At 71.6% G+C, this 18,098-nt stretch carries 20 protein-coding genes and 2 pseudogenes; 11 read left to right on the top strand and 11 right to left on the bottom strand.

Translation table 11 applies throughout. The annotated features are described in order from the left end of the window. Positions 1–31 precede the first annotated feature (31 nt). Entirely contained in the window at positions 32–970 is a 939-nt protein-coding gene (locus tag ACFYP4_RS19590) for an amino acid ABC transporter permease (protein ID WP_358852729.1), read from the top strand. Next, a complete protein-coding gene (locus ACFYP4_RS19585) occupies positions 967–1,758 on the top strand; it encodes an amino acid ABC transporter ATP-binding protein (RefSeq protein ID WP_388786545.1) in 792 nt (263 codons plus the stop codon). The genes ACFYP4_RS19590 and ACFYP4_RS19585 overlap by 4 nt, the downstream gene beginning before the upstream one ends. A gap of 273 nt (positions 1,759–2,031) precedes the next feature. Here the strand turns inward: ACFYP4_RS19585 and ACFYP4_RS19580 are convergent, their stop codons facing one another. Beyond that, the gene (locus ACFYP4_RS19580; RefSeq protein WP_388786542.1) at positions 2,032–2,811 is read right to left on the bottom strand and encodes a class I SAM-dependent methyltransferase; all 780 of its coding nucleotides are present in this window, start codon (positions 2,809–2,811) and stop codon (positions 2,032–2,034) included. A gap of 100 nt (positions 2,812–2,911) precedes the next feature. Here ACFYP4_RS19580 and ACFYP4_RS19575 point away from each other — a divergent pair, with 100 nt between their 5' ends. Continuing rightward, on the top strand, positions 2,912–3,541 hold the full coding sequence (locus tag ACFYP4_RS19575; protein ID WP_358852726.1) for a CGNR zinc finger domain-containing protein: 630 nt from the start codon (positions 2,912–2,914) through the stop codon (positions 3,539–3,541). Here the strand turns inward: ACFYP4_RS19575 and sodX are convergent. Next, on the bottom strand, positions 3,445–3,879 hold the full coding sequence (gene sodX, locus ACFYP4_RS19570) for a nickel-type superoxide dismutase maturation protease (RefSeq protein ID WP_358852765.1): 435 nt from the start codon (positions 3,877–3,879) through the stop codon (positions 3,445–3,447). The two genes, ACFYP4_RS19575 and sodX, sit on opposite strands and share 97 nt — an antisense overlap. Positions 3,880–4,024: 145 nt before the next feature. Here sodX and sodN point away from each other — a divergent pair, with 145 nt between their 5' ends. The 5 genes from sodN (at position 4,025) to ACFYP4_RS19545 (ending at position 7,574) form a co-directional block, all read left to right on the top strand. Then, positions 4,025–4,420, top strand: a complete 396-nt coding sequence (sodN, locus tag ACFYP4_RS19565; RefSeq protein WP_358852725.1) for a superoxide dismutase, Ni — start codon at positions 4,025–4,027, stop codon at positions 4,418–4,420. Positions 4,421–4,968: 548 nt separating this feature from the next. Beyond that, positions 4,969–5,322, top strand: a complete 354-nt coding sequence (locus ACFYP4_RS19560; RefSeq protein ID WP_388786538.1) for a hypothetical protein — start codon at positions 4,969–4,971, stop codon at positions 5,320–5,322. A 411-nt stretch (positions 5,323–5,733) separates the two neighbouring features. Continuing rightward, the gene (locus ACFYP4_RS19555) at positions 5,734–6,159 is read left to right on the top strand and encodes a helix-turn-helix transcriptional regulator (RefSeq protein ID WP_358852723.1); all 426 of its coding nucleotides are present in this window, start codon (positions 5,734–5,736) and stop codon (positions 6,157–6,159) included. A gap of 58 nt (positions 6,160–6,217) precedes the next feature. Beyond that, complete coding sequence (locus ACFYP4_RS19550; protein WP_388786533.1) at positions 6,218–6,634, top strand: VOC family protein; 417 nt, start codon at positions 6,218–6,220, stop codon at positions 6,632–6,634. Between the two features lie 178 nt (positions 6,635–6,812). After that, a complete protein-coding gene (locus ACFYP4_RS19545; protein WP_358852721.1) occupies positions 6,813–7,574 on the top strand; it encodes a VOC family protein in 762 nt (253 codons plus the stop codon). Here the strand turns inward: ACFYP4_RS19545 and ACFYP4_RS19540 are convergent. From ACFYP4_RS19540 to ACFYP4_RS19505, 8 genes and pseudogenes are all read right to left on the bottom strand, one after another. Then, the gene (locus ACFYP4_RS19540; RefSeq protein ID WP_388786530.1) at positions 7,508–8,014 is read right to left on the bottom strand and encodes a GNAT family N-acetyltransferase; all 507 of its coding nucleotides are present in this window, start codon (positions 8,012–8,014) and stop codon (positions 7,508–7,510) included. The two genes, ACFYP4_RS19545 and ACFYP4_RS19540, sit on opposite strands and share 67 nt — an antisense overlap. A 524-nt stretch (positions 8,015–8,538) precedes the next feature. Further along, positions 8,539–8,859, bottom strand: a pseudogene (locus tag ACFYP4_RS19535) (DUF952 domain-containing protein); the annotation flags it as partial. Between the two features lie 111 nt (positions 8,860–8,970). Next, a pseudogene (locus ACFYP4_RS19530) lies at positions 8,971–9,117 on the bottom strand (phosphotransferase); the annotation flags it as partial. A gap of 250 nt (positions 9,118–9,367) precedes the next feature. Then, positions 9,368–9,781 (bottom strand): YciI family protein, encoded by a 414-nt coding sequence (locus ACFYP4_RS19525; RefSeq protein ID WP_358852719.1) that lies wholly within the window; start codon positions 9,779–9,781, stop codon positions 9,368–9,370. A 346-nt stretch (positions 9,782–10,127) separates the two neighbouring features. After that, positions 10,128–10,307, bottom strand: a complete 180-nt coding sequence (locus ACFYP4_RS19520; protein ID WP_388786527.1) for a hypothetical protein — start codon at positions 10,305–10,307, stop codon at positions 10,128–10,130. Continuing rightward, entirely contained in the window at positions 10,286–10,882 is a 597-nt protein-coding gene (locus ACFYP4_RS19515) for a GNAT family N-acetyltransferase (protein ID WP_388786524.1), read from the bottom strand. Before ACFYP4_RS19515 ends, ACFYP4_RS19520 begins: the two co-directional genes overlap by 22 nt. Positions 10,883–11,358: 476 nt before the next feature. Further along, entirely contained in the window at positions 11,359–12,489 is a 1,131-nt protein-coding gene (locus ACFYP4_RS19510) for a family 2 encapsulin nanocompartment cargo protein polyprenyl transferase (RefSeq protein WP_388786521.1), read from the bottom strand. 127 nt (positions 12,490–12,616) lie between these two features. Beyond that, positions 12,617–14,023: a family 2B encapsulin nanocompartment shell protein gene (locus tag ACFYP4_RS19505; protein ID WP_388786518.1), complete on the bottom strand. Its 1,407-nt coding sequence runs from the start codon at positions 14,021–14,023 to the stop codon at positions 12,617–12,619. 206 nt (positions 14,024–14,229) lie between these two features. On the opposite strand from ACFYP4_RS19505, the gene ACFYP4_RS19500 reads away from it, so the two are divergent. The 3 genes from ACFYP4_RS19500 (at position 14,230) to ACFYP4_RS19490 (ending at position 16,462) form a co-directional block, all read left to right on the top strand. Next, complete coding sequence (locus ACFYP4_RS19500; protein ID WP_358852714.1) at positions 14,230–14,463, top strand: hypothetical protein; 234 nt, start codon at positions 14,230–14,232, stop codon at positions 14,461–14,463. A 177-nt stretch (positions 14,464–14,640) separates the two neighbouring features. Continuing rightward, complete coding sequence (locus tag ACFYP4_RS19495) at positions 14,641–15,231, top strand: N-acetylmuramoyl-L-alanine amidase (protein WP_358852713.1); 591 nt, start codon at positions 14,641–14,643, stop codon at positions 15,229–15,231. Positions 15,232–15,526: 295 nt separating this feature from the next. Further along, entirely contained in the window at positions 15,527–16,462 is a 936-nt protein-coding gene (locus ACFYP4_RS19490; RefSeq protein WP_388786514.1) for a 1-aminocyclopropane-1-carboxylate deaminase/D-cysteine desulfhydrase, read from the top strand. Between the two features lie 15 nt (positions 16,463–16,477). Here ACFYP4_RS19490 and ACFYP4_RS19485 read toward each other — a convergent pair whose 3' ends face one another. Beyond that, the gene (locus tag ACFYP4_RS19485) at positions 16,478–18,073 is read right to left on the bottom strand and encodes a Na+/H+ antiporter (RefSeq protein WP_358852711.1); all 1,596 of its coding nucleotides are present in this window, start codon (positions 18,071–18,073) and stop codon (positions 16,478–16,480) included. Between the last annotated feature and the right edge of the window lie 25 nt (positions 18,074–18,098).

Raw genomic sequence — 18,098 nt, 5'->3', positions numbered from 1 at the left:
GCGACTCCAGCGGCACTGAAAGGCAACATCCGTGACTGTTGACATCGACAAGACGACGGGCCCCGGGGACACTCCCCCGGCCGGGCCGGAAGCCATCAAGGCCATCCCGGTCCGGCACTACGGCCGCTATGTCTCCGCCGTCATCGCGATCGCGATCTTCGTCGCGATCATCTACGCGTTCGGCCAAGGCAAGATCAACTGGAACGCCGTACCGGACTACTTCTTCGATCACCGCATCCTCACGGGCGTCGGAAAGACGCTCCTGCTGACGGTGCTGTCGATGGTGATCGGCATCGTCGGCGGCATCATGCTGGCCGTGATGCGGCTGTCGAAGAACCCCGTGACGTCGTCCATCGCCTGGTTCTACATCTGGTTCTTCCGCGGCACCCCGGTCCTGGTCCAGCTGATCATCTGGTTCAACCTGGGCCTGGTCTTCGAGTACATCAACCTCGGTCCGATCTACAAGGACTACTGGTCGAGCTTCATGACGCCGCTGCTGACGGCGCTCCTGGGCTTGGGCCTGAACGAGGCCGCCTACATGGCGGAGATCTGCCGCGCCGGCCTGCTCTCGGTCGACGAGGGCCAGACCGAGGCCTCGCACGCGCTCGGCATGAGCCACAGCAAGACACTGCGCCGGATCGTGATCCCGCAGGCGATGCGCGTCATCGTGCCGCCCACGGGCAACGAGGTCATCAACATGCTGAAGACCACCTCGCTGGTGTCGGTGGTCCAGTATCCGGAGCTCTTCCGCTACGCCCAGGACATCGGGCAGACATCCGGCGCACCGGTGGAGATGCTCTTCCTCGCCGCCGCCTGGTACCTGATCATGACCTCGGTCCTCAGCGTCGGGCAGTACTACGTCGAGCGGTACTACGCGCGCGGTTCCAGCCGTAGCCTGCCGGACACTCCGTTCCAGAAAATCAAGGCCAACATGCTCTCGCTGGGCCGCCCGAGCGGAGGCACGACATGACCGCCGACGTGACCAAGTCGGACACCACCACGCCGATGGTGAAGTCCGAAGGTGTCCACAAGTCCTTCGGTCCCGTGGAAGTCCTCAAGGGCATCGACCTGGAGGTGAAGTCCGGCGAGGTCTTCTGCCTCATCGGCCCCTCCGGCTCCGGCAAGTCGACCTTCCTCCGGTGCATCAACCACCTGGAGAAGGTCAACGCCGGCCGGCTGTACGTCGACGGGGAGCTGGTCGGCTACCGCCAGAAGGGCGACAAGCTGTACGAGCTCAAGGACAGCGAGGTCGCCCTCAAGCGCCGGGACATCGGCATGGTCTTCCAGCGCTTCAACCTGTTCCCGCACATGACGGCGCTGGACAACGTCATGGAGGCGCCGGTCCAGGTCAAGGGCGTCAGCAGGGCGCAGGCCCGGGAGCGCGCCGGCCAGCTGCTGGAGCGCGTCGGCCTGGCCGACAAGGCGGGCAACTACCCCTCGCAGCTGTCCGGCGGCCAGCAGCAGCGCGTCGCGATCGCCCGCGCGCTGGCCATGGACCCCAAGCTGATGCTCTTCGACGAGCCGACCTCGGCGCTCGACCCGGAGCTGGTCGGTGACGTCCTCGACGTCATGCGCGACCTCGCCGAGTCCGGCATGACGATGGTCGTCGTCACGCACGAGATGGGCTTCGCCCGGGAGGTCGGCGACTCGCTGGTCTTCATGGACGGCGGTGTGGTGGTCGAGTCCGGCAACCCGCGCGACGTCCTGACGAACCCGCAGCACGAACGGACGCAGTCCTTCCTGTCGAAGGTGCTCTGACCGGCCCGCGCGGACGCGACGCCACGAAAAGGGGCGGTACGGAATCCCCGTACCGCCCGTTTCGCGCGTCCCGCGGCGACCGCGCCGCTGGGACCGTGCGCCGGGAGCCATCCCGAGGCGACCGCGCCGCAGGACGACCGTGGGCGACCGCGCGGCAAGGCGGCCGTGGGCGACCACAGCGCCAGGCGACGACCGTGGGCGACCACGCCGCAGCGTGACCGTCCCCGGGACCGTGCCGCAGGTCGCCCGTTCCGCGGGACCGTGCCGTGCGGGCTATTTGACCGCCAGCACCAGGGCGTCCGAGGGCGAGCGCCACACCGGCCGCGCCTCGGCGAAGCCCTGCTCGCGCAGCACGCGCGCGTGCCAGTCGGCGGAGGGCGTCTCGCCGTCGGCGTGCTCGCCGTAGATCTCGAACCGGCGGGCGGTCGGCCCGGCCAGGACCGGGTCGGCGGCTGCCAGCTCCCACCACTGGGCCCAGTCGAGGACGCCGTCCCGCCTGGCCCGGTCCATGCGGGCGTGCCGCTGGGCACGGTCCGCCGCGTTGATCCTGGGCGTCGTCTCGTCGATCATGTGGTCGGCGTTCATGAAGACACCGCCGTCGCGGACGAGGCCCGCGATCCGACCGTAGAGGACCGCGAGGGGTTCGCAGTGCAGCCAGTGCAGGGCGGTCGCGGTCAGCACGGCGTCGTACGACGCGTACGGCAGCCGCGCCGTCCAGTCGGGGTCCTTCAGGTCGGCCTCGACGAAGGAGACCCGCTCGTCCCCTTCGAAGGTGCCCCGGGCGATGGTGAGGAGGGCGGGGTCCAGGTCGACGCCGGTGCTGCGGGCGTCCGGGAACCGGCCGAGAAGCCGGGCCGTGATGGTTCCCGTGCCGCACGCGAGGTCGAGGACGCGGGGTGCGGTGCCGGCGAAGGCCTCCACCATGTCCAGCATCACCCGGAAGCGCTCCTCGCGGTCCGGCATGTACCACTCCTGCTGCCGGTCCCAGCTCTCCTGCCACGCCCCCCAGTCGGTTCCGGCCGCTGCCCCGTCCGTTCCGGTCGTGCTCGTCACGGCCGCTCCTTCTCCGCTCCACCGCGTAATACCCTGTAAGCACAGTCATCTGTTACTCGACCGCAGCCACGACGATAGAGCGCCCCAGTAAGGACTACAAGTGGAACTGGCCTATTACTCGGACTATGCGGTACGACTCGTCAACAGCGAGGAGCCCGTCCGGGGCAAGGACGCGCTCACCTCGGTCGAGGCCATCCGCGACCTCTTCGCGGGCAACGTGTCGGCGGCCCGCCGCGCCACGGACGCGGACGTGACCCGCTTCCGTTCGGTGCGCGGCCGGCTGCGCGCGGTCTTCGAGGCTGCGGACTCGGGCGACGAGACCCTGGCCGTGGACCTGCTGAACTCACTGCTCCTGGAGTTCCCGGTGAGCCCGCAGATCTCGGGCCACGACCACCGCGACGACAACGGCCGCCCGCTGTGGCACATGCACCTCGCGGACCACCCGTCGAACGTGACGGCGGGCTACGCGGCGATCGCCGCGATGGGGCTCGCGTTCCACCTCACCGAGTACGGCGTCGACCGTCTCGGCCTGTGCGAGGCCCCGCCCTGCCGCAACGCCTTCCTGGACACCTCAACCAACCGCTCCCGGCGCTACTGCTCGGACCGGTGCGCCACCCGTGCCAACGTCGCCGCCTACCGCGCCCGCAAGCGCCTGGAGGCGGACCGGCCGGAGAGCACCGGCCTGGCGGCGGACAGCGCCCAGCGGGCCAGCGCGAACGGCGACCGCTGACCGTCCCCGCGCGGCCGGTAGCGGAAGCGCACCCTGCCGAGCACGAGGTCCTCGGGGACGGTGCCGTAGTCGGTGCTGTCCCCGCCGGCGTAGGCGTTGTCGCCGAGCACCCACCAGCCGCCCTCGCGCCGCTCCGCCGCCCGCTTGACGACGAGCAGGTCCTGCTGGAACGGATGGCGCAGCACGACGACGTCGCCGGGCCGCACGCGGGCCCCGTACTGCACGACGAGGCGGTCGCCGTGGTGGAGCGTCGGCACCATCGACGGCCCCGTCACCTCGGCCACTCCGAAGGGCAGCACGGCCCTCCCGTGCTCGCCCTCCTGCGACAGTTCCGGCATCACCGGCACCTCCCCGGTCCGATCCTCCACCAGTCCCAGTCTCACCCCGGACTTTTGTCCTAAGCCCATGGGGGCACCCGCGAAATCGCTTCTCCCACGGAGTAATGTCCCACCTGAGAAGACGATCACGAGGAAGGACAGCTCAATGCTTTCCCGCCTGTTTGCCCCCAAGGTCAAGGTCAGCGCGCACTGCGACCTGCCCTGCGGCGTGTACGACCCGGCCCAGGCCCGCATCGAGGCGGAGTCGGTCAAGGCCGTCCAGGAAAAGATGGCCGGCAACGCCGACCCGCACTTCCAGGCTCGCGCCACGGTCATCAAGGAGCAGCGCGCCGAGCTCGCCAAGCACCACGTCTCGGTGCTCTGGAGCGACTACTTCAAGCCCCCGCACTTCGAGAAGTACCCGGAGCTGCACCAGCTGGTCAACGACGCCCTGAAGGCCCTCTCGGCCGCCAAGGCGTCCACCGACCCGGCCACCGGCCAGAAGGCGCTGGACTACATCGCCCAGATCGACAAGATCTTCTGGGAGACCAAGAAGGCCTGATCCACGGCCGCGCTTTTCGACCTGCGATCTCTTCGTCGCCCGGTCTTCGACCGCACCCGGCCCGCACGCCGCCCACCGGTGGCGCAGCGGACCGGGTGCGGTCTTTTTCGCCCGGCCGGAGGTGGGCAGGTCCACAGCGTGATGACTGCGGAGGCGTGGCTAAGGACGATTGGACCTGCTTGACGCTCGCTCCGTCGGCGACGAGAGCGGACTCGAACCGGCGTAGGTCGTGACCTCGTCGAGCCGACGCTGGGCGTCGAGTTTGCGGTCGAATCAGCGGGAGTGCTCCACAGTCGAGGTCGCGGTAGCGGGCCCGCATCGTAGAACGCCTCGACGGTTTCCTGCACGAGCCGCTGACCGGTGATGTCAGCCCCTCCAGAGGCGGGGACGTCAACTCTCCAAGGGGAAGCTCCAAGAGACGCGGGCGAACGCGAGGGCCTCGTTGAGGCTGATCCTGCGACGGGGGGTGCCCGAGGTCCCTCAACCGCATGCTGGACGGCGACGCCTTCTACGTGAAGATCACCAGCTAGCAGAAAGGGACCGGCGCCATGGCTCTCCTGGCTGAATACCGTTGCAAGGCCACACCGGCCCGCCGTGTTGTGGAGGTCTATGACTCCGACGCCTGTCTCAGCGATGACGACGCCATGGCCGCTGCCCGCAGGCTTGTGGTCGCTGGCAACGGTTACCACCTCTACCTCCGCAGCCTGCAACCCGACATCGAGGTCGAGGTCGCCCTTCGCGTCTGGGACAGCGCACCCGACCCGCCCGCCGAGGCCGAAGGCCATGTGCCTGTCAGCATCGAGTCGGAAACCGGCGTTCTCGTCGTCAACCAACTGGAATACGGCCCCGCGGGGGAGATGAACCTGCCCCGCCCCGGCGTCTACGAAGGCCACGCCTGGTGAGAAAACCGGCAGGCGACGGCCGACTACTACGCGACGACGCTCGACCACCCCACCGACGACACCTTCGAAGACCACCTCACCCAGGCGTGGAGCACCCCTCCGGTCACCGAACGCTACGTCCTGGACCTCGCGTACATCCGCGAACCCGAACCCGTCGACGACGAAGACCTGTAATGCCGTACCAGTCCGCACACAGTCCGCAGAACGCCCTGGCCCATTACCAAGAGACCAATAAGGCCTGACCCAAGGCCGCGCTTTTCGACCTGCGATCTCTTCGTCGCCCGGTCTTCGACCGCACCCGGCCCGCACGCCGCCCACCGGTGGCGCGGCGGACCGGGTGCGGTCGTATGTCCGCTGCGCCGGACCCGGACGAGCAGCACCGCCGTGAGCGGCCCGTGGCATCCTGGGGACGTGACGCTGGAGGATCTGGTGCGGCTGCGGCGGGCGCGGGACCGCATGGACCGTGAGTACACGCAGCCGCTGGACGTGGCCGAGCTCGCGCGCACCGCGCTGATGTCACCGGGGCACTTCCAGCGCAGCTTCCGGGCGGCCTTCGGCGAGACGCCGTACACGTATCTCATGACGCGTCGCATCGAGCGGGCCAAGGCGCTGCTGCGGCGCGGGGACCTGACGGTCACCGAGGTGTGCTTCGCGGTGGGGTGCGCCTCGCTCGGGTCCTTCAGCTCCCGCTTCACGGAACTGGTCGGCGAGACGCCGAGCGCGTACCGGTCCCGGCCGCACGACCACGGGGCGCCGATCCCCTCCTGTGTGGCCCAGCGGCTGACCCGCCCGGCCCGGCACCGCAGCACCGAGGGGGAACCGGACTCCCGGCTGTAGGGCCTGTCCGGCGTCGCGGGGCAGGCGGGAACGCGACGACAGGGCCTAGCGTGACGTCATGGATCTGAAACTGTCACAGTGCTTCATCGCCGTCGACGACCACGACAAGGCGCTCGCGTTCTACCGTGACGTCCTCGGGCTGGAGGTCCGCAACGACGTCGGGTTCGAGGGCATGCGCTGGGTCACCGTCGGCTCCCCGCTCCAGCCGGACGTGGAGATCGTCCTGGAGCCGCCGGCGGCGGACCCGAGCACCTCGCCCGCCGACAAGCTGGCGATGGCCGAGCTGCTGGCCAAGGGCGTGCTGCGCGGGGTCATCTTCCGCACCGGCGACTGCGACGCCCTCTTCGAACGTGTCCGCGCCTCGGGCGCCGACGTGATCCAGGAGCCGATGGACCAGCCCTACGGTGTGCGGGACTGCGCCTTCCGCGACCCGGCGGGCAATCTTCTGCGCTTCAACGAGCCCCGTAGAGGCTGACAGCGCCGGAAGAGCTGAGCAGGGCCGGAAGGGCTGAGGCGGGCCCCGCAGGAGCCGGGCGGGCACGGGGAGGAGTTGAGCCGGGTCCGCTTCACGAAACGCCGTTGCGCGGCCGGTTTTCCCCGGGAGACGGTACGCACCGTACGAGCGTACGAACCGTCCGATGAGGGAGCGCACCATGACCGAACCGATCCGGTGGACCCATGCCTTCGTCGACCGGCCCGCGGCACGGTCCGGGCAGGCCCGCGACTTCTGGTCCGCGGTCACCGGCACGCGCCCGTCCGAGCCGCGGGGCGAGTTCCTGACCCTGCTGCCGGACGGGGCCGACGCCTGCGTGAAGGTGCAGGGCGTGGACGCGGGCGACGGCGGCGCACATCTCGACCTCTCCGTGGAGGACGTGCCGGCACTGGTTGCTTCGGCGCGGGGCCTGGGCGCCGCGGTGGTCGCCGAGCACGGGGACTGGACCGTCCTGCGGTCCCCCGGCGGGCAGTTGTTCTGCGCGGTGCCGTGGTCCGGGGAGTCGGGACGGCCGCCCGTGGTCGAGGGGCCGCCCGGCGCGCGCAGCCGGCTCGACCAGGTGTGCCTGGACCTCGCGCCGTCCGTGTACGCCGCCGAAATCGCCTTCTGGAGCGCCCTCACCGGCTGGGAGTCCCGCCCGAGCACGCTCCCGGAGTTCCACATCGTGGAGCCGCCCGCGGCGCTGCCCGTCCGCATCCTCCTCCAACGCCTAGGCACCGAGCGCCCCACCTCCGCCCACCTCGACATCGCCTGCTCGGACGTCGAGGCGGTACGGGCCCGGCACGAGCGACTCGGTGCCACGACCGTCGGCCGCGGGGCGGGCTGGACGGTGATGCGGGACCCGGCGGGCGGCACCTACTGCCTCACGGGCCGCGACCCGGAGACGGGCGGGCGCCGGGGTCGGCCCACCGGCAGGGAGTAGCGCCGCTTTCCCTGGAAGCTGGCGCCGAGGCGGTCGTAGAAACGGATCGCTCCCTCGTTCCAGACGGGGGTCTGCCACTGGACCTCGCCGAGGCCGAGCGCCCGCGCCTCGGCGAGTACCGCCTCCATCAGCAATGGACCGAGGCCGAGGCCTCGTTGACCCTCGCGCAGGTACAGGCAGTCCATGTGCAGGTACTCCGCGCCGTCCCAGGTGGACAGCTCGGGCGCGCAGGTGGCGTAGCCGACGAGCTCGCCGTCGCCCGACTCGGCCACCAGGCAGCGCAGCCGCGCCCCTGGTCCGAAGATCAGTCCTTCGAGTCGTCCGGCCAGACCGGGGGCCGGCAGCGTGGCCTTCTCGTAGGCGGCGTGCTCGGCGGCCAGCCCGGCCACTGCCTCCAGATCCTCACGTGCGGCCGGCCGCACCCGGGGCCCGTCGGTCATCGCACCGCTCCCGCCAGCAGGTCGGCGCTCCACGCGGCGAGCCGTTCGCCGGCCGGCCTCGCGCCGTCCAGGACGTGCTCGCCGAACGCGCGTCGCTCGTGCGCCAGCACGGCCGCCTCCCACACGCACGGGGCGAGGCCCTGCCGGCCGGGCCGCAGGAGGTCCGGCTCGCCCGCCGGGCCGGTGAAGACGGCGAGGTCGGACATGTAGCCCTCGATCCAGGTGTGGACGAGGACGTAGTCGCCGTCTCCCCCGGCGTGCACCAGCAGGACGGCCAGGCCGAGCGAGCCGCGGGTCCCGCCGAGCGCCAGGTGGTCGGCCGCGATCCGCAGCGCGGCGGTCTCTGTGTCGTCGCCGACCACGCGCCCGGGCGCCTCGACGGCGTACGCCTTCACGAGGTGCCCGGCTGCCTCACGCACCCCCAACGGCCTTACGAGGCGCGCGTGATGGCCCTCGGCGAGGGCGCTCAGCGCGGCCACGTCCACCGCCGCCGGCGGCCCGGCGGGACGCGCCGCGTCCGGGTCCCAGACCTCGACGTCCACGACCGCGCCCACCGGGATCGGCCCGTAGACGTGCGGGAACTTCTCGCCGCCGGGTTCCGGAGCCTCGTGCCGCACCTCGGCACCGAGCCGGCCGGCGTCGATCACCAGGACCACCAGGTCCTCGGGCCCGGTGTACGAGCCGTACAGGAGGTCGGCCACCGCGGGGAGCTGGTGCCGCAGCGAGCAGTGGATGAAGCCCTCCTCCCGGAGGGTGCGGCCTCGGGTGGAGATCTCGTACGTGCCCGCGGCGCGGGCCGCGTCCCAGAGGGAACGCTCGGTGATGTGCAGCAGGGGTTCGGACATGCCGCAACGCTACGGCTTCGCTGAGCACGGCCCATGGTCCCGGCGAGAGGAGCGTGACGTGCACGCCCTGCGTGAGGCGGCGGCAAAGACGTGTGCCCGACTTGGAGGCCGGCTATGGCGGGGCGACCGGACGGACAGTTCCTCACCCAGCCGGTAGATCACATGGTCCGAAGCTGCCGGGACGAGCCGCTCGAGAGGCGGCCCGGACCACTGCGGGAACTGCGTATCGACCAGACGCCCGGCCAGAGCGGCATCGATCGCGGGGCGGGGGTCCGCGGTTCTCCCTGCTGCGAAGAACGGCTCCTGAGGCGGGCCTGCTCCGTGCGGCGGGCAGTCGGAGCCATCACAGTGCCTCGTGGGATCGCGTGTCGACCGGCTTTCTCGACCGGCGGTCCTGCGCCGCGTGAACTCCACGCACCCTGTCTTCTCGCGGACGGCGGGCCGAGGAACTCCGCGGCGGCGGTGGTCCCCGGACTCGCGACCTGCGACGTCCTGTACGGCCGTCGGTTCACGCGGCCGCGGGGCCGTCGTCGACCGGCCGGATGACGACCGGGTACTCCGTGAGCCCTTCCGGTCCGGGGCAGCGGGCCACGCGCGCGGCGATCTCGGTGACGCGGTCGAGGCTCTCGCACTCCACGAGCCAGTAGCCGGCCGGCACCGCCTCGGTCGCGCCGTACGGCCCGTCGGTGATCACCGGCTCGCCGTCCCGGCCGGCCGTGACCAGTCGGGTCCGGGCCGGCTCGACCAGCCCCTGGGCGTCGACGAGTTCGCCGGACTCGGAGAGGTCGTCGCCGATCGCGCCCATGTAGGCGTACATGGCCCGCAGTTCCCGCTCGCTCCAGGCCGGGGACCGGTCCGAGGCCCGGCCTCCCATCGCGTCGTAGTCCGCCTGCGTGCCCTGCACCATCACCAGGTACTTCACGGGTCTGCTCCCTCCGCTTCCCCGCTGCCGGCGGCCGGGCCGGGGGCTGCTCCCGCCGGGGACCCCGGGGCCGGACCCGGTCTTGCGGCCGTGCCGCGCGCGGTCCCTCCGGGTGTCCTCAGGCCGGGCGCGCCGGACGCTGCCCGTCCGGATTCGTCGGACTCGTCCGCGTACGTCCCGCACTCCGGATTCCGGCACGGCCCTGCCACCCAGGCGGGGACCCAGGCGCCCAGGGTCTTGTGGCGCCGCACGACCGTGGCGACCGGCTGCCCGCAGACGGAACAGACCTGCTCATCGGTGCCCATGACTTCAGCGTAGGACGAAAGGCGGGTCGGCGCTTCCCGCGCTACGTCGGCACCAGCGCCCCGGTCCCGGGCGTGCGCACCTCGTCGAGGGTGAATGCGGTGACGTCGTACCCGCGGCCGAACATCGGCATGCCCACGCCGAGCACCACCGGGGAGGTCTCGACGACGAGCTTGTCCGCGCACCGCGGGGCACGACCGGTCAGGTCTGCGGCTCGCGCCACATCGGCCACATCACGGGCCCGTCCGGCAGCTCGACCGCACGGCCGTTGAAGACGAAGCCCAGTCGCTCGTACAGGGTGCGGCTGCGGGCACTGCTCGCCTCCAGATAGGCGGGCAGGCCCTCCCGGTCGCAGCGGTCGAGCACCGGCTGCATGAGGGCGGAGCCGAGGCCCTCGCCCTGTCGGCCGGGTGCCACCGCGATCATCCACAGGTACGCGTGGGCGCGGTCGGCCGGATGCGCCTCGCTCGTCAGCCGGCCGACGAGTTCGACCCGTTCGTTGGCCGGGTCGACCGCCTCGCGCAGCTGAGCGGCGCCGTCGGCCTCGTCCGCGTGCTCCGCACCGGCGGGCACCGACAGCCACAGCGCGCACGCCGTCCCGTCCTCGGTGACGTCCACCCGGCCGTCGGCGAGCACGATGTCGAGGAAGGCCGCCATGAGTCCGGGGTGCGTACTGCGGCGGTACGCCTCGTCGGGGAAGATCCAGCCGCTCACCGGGTCGTCCCAAAACGCCTCGTCGAGCAGCCGCACGAGCAGGTCGCGGTCCCCCTCGTCCGCCGTCCTGATGGCCACGCCCATGTCCCGCCCCTTTGCCTCAACAGCCTTCGCTTGTGCGGCTGTTCAGACTAGGCCCCGCGGGTTCGCAGGCGGGCGCGGGCCCCGCACGTCACGTGACGCGCGGGGCCCATCCCGACCGGGCGCGGCCCCCGGCCCGTACGGAGGTCGGGTGCCGTACGGGCCCGGGGCCGCGGGACTTCACCCGGCTCACGGGTGTCCGGCTGCGCGCCGAGTCACGCGGATCTTCGGCCCGCACCGGACCATCGGCCTTCACCGCCGACGGACGACGGTCACCTGAGGGCGCCGCCCGAGCAGAGCACGGGGCCCTCAGGTGGTCCCCCGGATCACCGGCATCGGCCTGACCGCCGGTTGCCGACGGCCCCGAGCGCGCCCGGTCGGCGGGCGAGGGCCCTCAGGTGGTCCCCCGGATCACCGGCGTCGGCCTGACCGCCGGTTGCCGACGGCCCCGAGCGCGCCCGGTCGGCGGGCGAGGGCCCTCAGGTGGTCCGCCGGGTCACGAACTCGGCGAGCGCGAGCAGGCCTCCGGCCGCCTCCGGCTCCGGGACCGCCCGGGACAGCTCGTGCATCGCACGGGCCATCCGGTCGGCCGCCTGCGCCTGCGCCCAGTCACGGCCACCCGCCCGCTCGACGGCCAGGACCGTGCTCTCCAGATCCCCTTCCCGGTAGGAGGCCGCGTACAGCGCGGCCAGCTCGGCCGCGGCCGGGGTGCCGGACGTGAGCGCGGCGACCACCGGAAGCGACTTCTTGCGGGCGACGAGGTCCGCCCCGGCCGGCTTGCCGGTGCGGCTCGGGTCCCCCCAGATCCCGATCACGTCGTCGATCAGCTGGAACGCGAGCCCCGCCTGCCGGCCGAAGGCGTCCAGTGCCTCGACGTCCTCCTCGTCCGCACCCGCGTACAGCCCGCCGAGCGCACACGCGCAGCCGAGCAGCGCGCCCGTCTTGGCCTCGGCCATGGCGAGGCATTCGTCGAGGGTGACCTCGCCGGGACCGCGTGTCTCCATGGCCGTGTCGGTGTGCTGTCCCTCGCACAGTTCGATCACGCAGTCCGCGAGCCGGGCGGCGGCCGCCGAGGACGCAGGATGCGGATCCTCGGCGAGCAGCCGCAGGGCCAGCGCCTGGAGGGCGTCTCCCGCGAGGATCGCGTCGGCGTCACCGAACACCGTCCACGCGGTGGGCCGGTGCCTGCGCGTGGTGTCCCGGTCCATCACGTCGTCGTGCAGCAGCGAGAAGTTGTGGATCAGCTCCACGGCGGCGGCCGCCCGAACGGCCGCCGCGTCCTGGCCGCCGAGCGCCCGGGCCGCGGTCAGCACGAGTGCCGGCCGGATGGCCTTGCCCGCGTTGCCCGCCGCCGGGGTGCCGTCCGCGCGCTCCCAGCCGAAGTGGTAGAGCGCGGTCCTGCGCATCGCGCCGGGCAGCGACTCGATGGCATTGCGCAGCTCGGGGTCCACCAACGTCCGGGTGCGCTCCAGGATCCCGGCCGCCTCCTGCCCGTCGAGCGGGCCCGGCGGGTCCTGTCTCTCGACGGGCGGAACGGCGGACGGCCCTTGCCTGTCGATGGGGCCGCGCCTTTCGAGTGTCTCGGTGGGACTCCGCCGCGTCTCCGTCATGAACTCACCCGGGGGATCGCCTCGGAGAGCCGGCGGACGACGACCGCTCCGCACTGCCACCGGGCGCGTACCCCGTGGGCGCACCCGCCCCGCGGGGCGGGGACACGGCGTCCAGCGCGCACGGCGGTCACTGCCAGCGGCCGATCTCGACGTTCTCCAGGATGCCGAGGGCGTCGGGCACGAGGACGGCCGCCGAGTAGTAGGCGGTCACCAGGTAGGAGATGATCGCCTGTTCGCTGATGCCCATGAAGCGCACCGACAGGCTCGGTTCGATCTCGTCCGGGATGCCCGACTGCTGGAGTCCGATGACACCCTGCTCGGCCTCGCCGGTACGCATGGCGATGATCGAGGTCGTACGGGCGTCGGTGACCGGGATCTTGTTGCACGGGAAGATCGGGACTCCGCGCCAGGTCGGGATGCGGTTGCCCGCCATGTCGATGGTCTCCGGGACCAGTCCCCGCCTGTTGAGCTCGCGGCCGATCGCGGAGATCGCGCGCGGATGGGCGAGCAGCAGCTTGGTGCCGCGCCGACGGCTGAGCAGTTCGTCGAGGTCGTCGGGGCCGGGGACGCCGTCGTGCGGCTGGATCCGCTGGTCGTACTCGCAGTTGTTGAGGAGTCCGAACTCGCGGTTGTTGATCAGCTCGTACTCCTGACGCTCCTTCAGTGCCTCGACCGTCAGCCTCAGTTGCTGTTCCGTCTGGTTCATCGGCTGGTTGTAGAGGTCGGCGACGCGCGAGTGCAGGCGCAGCACGGTCTGGGCGATGCTCAGTTCGTACTCGCGGGGGGCGGCTTCGTAGTCCACGAAGGTGCCGGGGATCTCCGGCTCACCGGTGTGGCCGGATGCCAGCTCGATCTCCTTCTCGCCGTACTTGTTGGTCCGCTGCTCGGGGATGGAGCGCAGGTCCTCGAGGTGGCCGCCCAGCGACTCGGAGCGCTGCGCCACGTGGTCGAAGTCCTGGCGGGACAGGAAGAGCACGGTGCACGCGGTGACCGCGCGGGCCGTGTACTCCCAGATGGCCTCCTGGTCGATCAGCGCCTGCTCGCCGAAGTGGGCGCCGTCGGCGAGGGTCCCGAGGACGGTGTCGTCCCCGTAGGGCCCGGTGCCGACCTTCTCCACCCTGCCGTGCGCGAGGAGGAAAACCCCGTCGGCCGGGCTGCCGAACTCGGCGAGGACCGCCCCGGGCGCGAACTCCCGCTGCCGGCAACGTCCGGCGAGCTCGCCGAGTACCTCGAGGTCCCCGAACGTCCGCAGGATCGGCAGCTCGCCCAGCTCCGCGGGAATGACCCTCACCTGGTCACCGGTCTTCACGAAGGTCACGCGGCCGTCGCCCACCGAGTAGCTCAGCCGCCGGTTCACCCGGTACGTACCACCCTGCACGTTCACCCAGGGCAGCATGCGCAGCAGCCAACGCGAGCTGATCTCCTGCATCTGCGGCACGGACTTGGTCGTGGTGGCCAGGTTCCGCGCGGCCGTTGTGCCGAGGCTCTGCTGCGGCTTGTCCTGACCTGCCCGGACCTCTTCGCCTACCGACATGAAAATTGCCCTCCCGCTCGTGCACCGATCTACGAGGACAACCCTTCCATCACGGAACGTGTTCGTGCTATTACACGAATGAGCGGGAATGGACCTTGGTGCAAGTGGGCATGGAGCGCGGCACGCGTCGCGGGGAACTTCATGATCCGGCCAACCGTTTGACCTCTCGACCGGAACCTCGACGAACGGCAAGGACGGGAGAGGCAATGGCAGGCTTTCTGGACCGCGCGAAAGAGCAGGCACAGCGCGGCCTCACGCAGGGCAAGCAGAAGCTCGACGACGTGCAGACGCAGCGCGCCGGCGGCGATCTGCTCAAGAGGCTCGGCGCCGCGTACTACGCGGAGCGGCGCGGCAGCGGTTCCCCCGCGGCGACGCAGCAGGCGCTGCAGGCCCTGGAGAGCCACATCGCGACAAATGGGGACTCTTTCCTGCGTAGTTGATCGGTGAGCGATCGGCAGCGGACAGGGATGATCGCACCTGGTCATCACGTCCGTGCACCGCTGACCGGTTCGGCTCGCACGCTGTACGAACGACTGGTCCCGGCCACCTCAATATGGGTAAAAGCGCCCGTATGAGGCGGTCGCGACGGGCGGTCGTCGCGCAGTGAAGGGGGCACCGTGGCCCCACCCATGTCTGCCGGGAGATTCCTGACCCGACTCGAAGAAGAAGGCGCCACCGTCGTCGAGGTCGGCGACTGGAAGCATCACAACCGCAACCACAAGGGCCCGTGGGGGCCCGTCCACGGCGTGATGATCCATCACACCGTGACGTCGGGCAGCGCACGCACGGTCGAGATCTGCCGCGTCGGCCACCCGGATCTGCCGGGACCCCTGTGCCACGGAGTCATCACGAAGGACGGCGTCGTCCACCTCGTCGGATACGGGCGCGCCAATCACGCGGGCCTGGGCGACGACGACGTCCTGCGCGCCGTGATCGCGGAGAAGGCCCTCCCCCCGGACAACGAGGCGAACACCGACGGCAACCGCCACTTCTACGGCTTCGAGTGCGAGAACCGGGGAGACGGCGAGGACCCCTGGCCACCGGAGCAGCTGGACGCCGTCGAGCGGGTGTCGGCCGCCATCTGCCGTCATCACGGCTGGACGGAGCGTTCCGTCGTCGGCCACCTGGAGTGGCAGCCGGGCAAGGTGGATCCGCGCGGGTTCACGATGGCATCCCTGCGTGAACGCGTCCGCGACCGACTGAAGTGACACCCGGCGCCGGCCGCCGACAGCGGGACCGACCGGCAAGCCCGGCCTCCGGCAGAGGGACCGACCACCGGGCCCCGGGCGCCGGCAGTGAAGCCGGCTTCCCTTCGCCGCGACCCGGTACGGATGCCGGCCCGCGGGCACCGAGCACCGCCGCGGGTCCGGCGCGCAAACCCTGGGCACCCCGAAACGGATCGGCCCGCAGTCACCGCGCCCCGCTCGGGCAGGCCCGCCGGGCCTGCCGGGGCCTGCCGGGGCCTGCGTGAACCTGCTCGGACATATGTCCGACAATGGCGAGGTGACCAGCTCGAACCGCCCCGGCAGCCACGGCAGCCCCGAAGCGTCCGGCCCCGCCGGGCTGCGACCGCGGCTGCCGTCGCCGTTGCAGGAGGTCGCGGACGGGCGTTTCGCGCGGCACGGCGTGCGGCTGCTGCTCAAGCGGGACGATCTGATCCACCCGGAACTGGTCGGCAACAAGTGGCGCAAGCTCGCTCCCAACCTGACGGCGGCCGCGGGCCGCACCGTCCTGACCTTCGGCGGGGCGTACTCGAACCACCTGCGCGCGACGGCCGCGGCAGGCCGCCTCCTGGGCCTGCCCACCCTCGGCGTGGTCCGCGGCCAGGAGCTGGCGGACCGCCCCCTCAACCCGTCGCTCGCCCGGTGCGCCGCCGACGGCATGCGGCTGCACTTCGTCGACAGATCGACCTATCGCCGCAAGACCGAGCCCGGGACACTGGCCGGGATACTGCGCGCCACCGGTGCCGAGGACGCGTTCGTCGTGCCCGAGGGCGGCAGCAACTCCCTCGCGGTGCGCGGCTGCCGGGACCTCGGGCAGGAACTCGCGGGCCACGCGGACGTCGTCGCCGTCGCCTGCGGCACCGGCGGCACCCTGGCCGGCCTGGCCGCGGGGCTGCCGCCGGGCGGGCGTGCCCTGGGCATCCCGGTCCTCAGGGGCGGTTTCCTGGGCGAGGACGTACAGGCTCTCCAGCGGCGCGCGTTCGGCGGCCCCCGCGGCGACTGGTCCCTCGACGAGCGCTTCCACTGCGGGGGCTACGCCCGCACCACCCCCGGGCTCGACCGCTTCGCCGAGGACTTCGAGCAGCGCCACGCGGTCCCCGTGGAGCGCCTCTACGTCGCCAAGATGCTGTACGGCCTCGTCGCCCTGGCGGAGGAGGGCGCCTTCCCGCGCGGGTCGACGGTGGCCGCCGTGATCACGGGAGCCCCGCTCGGCTGAAGAACCGGGCACCCCTCACTCCGTCTCCCGGAAGGCCGCCGCCTCCTCCAGGTCCAGCCGCCGCAGCAGCGTCCGCAGCATCTCGTCGTCGATGTGGCGCAGGTCCCGCAGCTTGACGAAGACCTCGCGTTCGGCGCCGATCATCTCCCGCGACAGACGGCGGTAGGTGTCGTCGTGGGTCTCCCCGGTCACCGGATTGACCGCCCCCAGCCGCTCCCACACGGCGTTGCGGCGGCGCTCCAGGACGGTGCGCAGCCGGTCGGCGAGCGGCCCGGGAAGAGTGTTGCGCTCGTCGGTGAGGAGATCGTCGAGCCGCTTCTCGGCGGCCCGGGACGCCTGCGCCTGGGCATTGGCCTCCGCGAGCGTCTCGGCCTGCTGGTCGCGGCCCGGCAGCTTCAGCACCCGGATCAGCGGCGGCAGGGTGAGCCCCTGCACGACCAGCGTCCCGATCACCGTCGTGAAGGTGAGGAACAGGATGAGGTTCCGCTCCGGGAAGTCCTCGCCGCCGTGCATGGTGAGCGGGATCGAGAAGGCGATGGCGAGCGAGACCACACCCCGCATCCCGGCCCAGGCGATCACGAACGGCCCCTTCCAGGTGGGGTTCTCCTCGCGCCCCCGGACGCGCGCGGAGACCACCCGCGGCAGGAAGGTCGCGGGATACACCCAGACGAACCGGGTGGCGACGACCACCACGAAGAGGAGCACCGCGTACCAGGCGGCGCGGCCCCCCTCGTACGCCCCGAGGCCCTTCAGCACGACGGGCAGCTGAAGACCGATCAGGGCGAACACCGCCGACTCCAGGACGAAGGCGACCATCTTCCACACGGCCTCCTCCTGGAGCCGGGTGGCGAAGTCGACCTCCCAGGAGCGGTGGCCGAGGTAGAGCGCGACGACGACCACGGCGAGCACCCCGGAGGCGTGCACCTGCTCGGCGACGCCGTACGCGACGAAGGGGATGAGCAGGGAGAGCGTGTTCTGGAGCAGCGCCTCCCTCAGGTGCGTGCGCAGCCAGTGCAGCGGCACCATCAGGACGATCCCGACCACGACGCCGCCGACCGCGGCCACCAGGAACTCGCGCAAACCGCCCGCCCAGGTCGCGCCCTCGCCGACCGCAGCCGCGAGCGCCACCTTGTAGGCGGTGATCGCGGTGGCGTCGTTCACCAGGGACTCGCCCTGGAGGATGGTGGTGACCCGCGACGGCAGCCCCACCCGGCGGGCCACCGCCGTGGCGGCGACGGCGTCCGGCGGCGCCACCACCGCACCGAGGACCAGCGCCGCGGTCAGCGGCAGGCCGGGCACGATCAGATACGCGGCGTACCCGACGACGACGGTCGCGAAGAGGACGTAGCCGACCGACAGCAGCGCCACGGGCCGCAGCTGGGCCCGCAGGTCGAGGTAGGAACTGTCCGCGGCCGCCGTGTACAGCAGCGGGGGCAGCAGCAGCGGCAGCACGACATCGGGTTCCAGCGTGTAGTCGGGCACCCCGGGCACGTACGAGATCAACAGGCCGGCCGCGACCAGCAGCAGTGGTGCGGGGATCGGGGTGCGGCGGGCCGCCCCGGCCACCGCCGCACTGCACGCCACCAGCAACAGCAGTGGCAAAACGTCCATCGTCCTCAGCCCGCCCTCGGATTCC

The organism is Streptomyces sp. NPDC005551 (assembly GCF_042871785.1).
Classification (GTDB): domain Bacteria; phylum Actinomycetota; class Actinomycetes; order Streptomycetales; family Streptomycetaceae; genus Streptomyces.
This window is presented reverse-complemented; position numbering and strand designations above follow the sequence as displayed.

What these genes read in the sequence shown, in the direction of transcription:
- ACFYP4_RS19585 (WP_388786545.1), top strand. Translation starts at nt 967, where the DNA reads ATGACCGCCGACGTGACCAAGTCGGACACCACCACGCCGATGGTGAAG.
- sodX (WP_358852765.1), bottom strand. Translation starts at nt 3,879, where the DNA reads ATGCCGGAACTGTCGCAGGAGGGCGAGCACGGGAGGGCCGTGCTGCCC.
- sodN (WP_358852725.1), top strand. Translation starts at nt 4,025, where the DNA reads ATGCTTTCCCGCCTGTTTGCCCCCAAGGTCAAGGTCAGCGCGCACTGC.
- ACFYP4_RS19560 (WP_388786538.1), top strand. Translation starts at nt 4,969, where the DNA reads ATGGCTCTCCTGGCTGAATACCGTTGCAAGGCCACACCGGCCCGCCGT.
- ACFYP4_RS19550 (WP_388786533.1), top strand. Translation starts at nt 6,218, where the DNA reads ATGGATCTGAAACTGTCACAGTGCTTCATCGCCGTCGACGACCACGAC.
- ACFYP4_RS19545 (WP_358852721.1), top strand. Translation starts at nt 6,813, where the DNA reads ATGACCGAACCGATCCGGTGGACCCATGCCTTCGTCGACCGGCCCGCG.
- ACFYP4_RS19540 (WP_388786530.1), bottom strand. Translation starts at nt 8,014, where the DNA reads ATGACCGACGGGCCCCGGGTGCGGCCGGCCGCACGTGAGGATCTGGAG.
- ACFYP4_RS19515 (WP_388786524.1), bottom strand. Translation starts at nt 10,882, where the DNA reads ATGGGCGTGGCCATCAGGACGGCGGACGAGGGGGACCGCGACCTGCTC.
- ACFYP4_RS19510 (WP_388786521.1), bottom strand. Translation starts at nt 12,489, where the DNA reads ATGACGGAGACGCGGCGGAGTCCCACCGAGACACTCGAAAGGCGCGGC.
- ACFYP4_RS19505 (WP_388786518.1), bottom strand. Translation starts at nt 14,023, where the DNA reads ATGTCGGTAGGCGAAGAGGTCCGGGCAGGTCAGGACAAGCCGCAGCAG.
- ACFYP4_RS19500 (WP_358852714.1), top strand. Translation starts at nt 14,230, where the DNA reads ATGGCAGGCTTTCTGGACCGCGCGAAAGAGCAGGCACAGCGCGGCCTC.
- ACFYP4_RS19485 (WP_358852711.1), bottom strand. Translation starts at nt 18,073, where the DNA reads ATGGACGTTTTGCCACTGCTGTTGCTGGTGGCGTGCAGTGCGGCGGTG.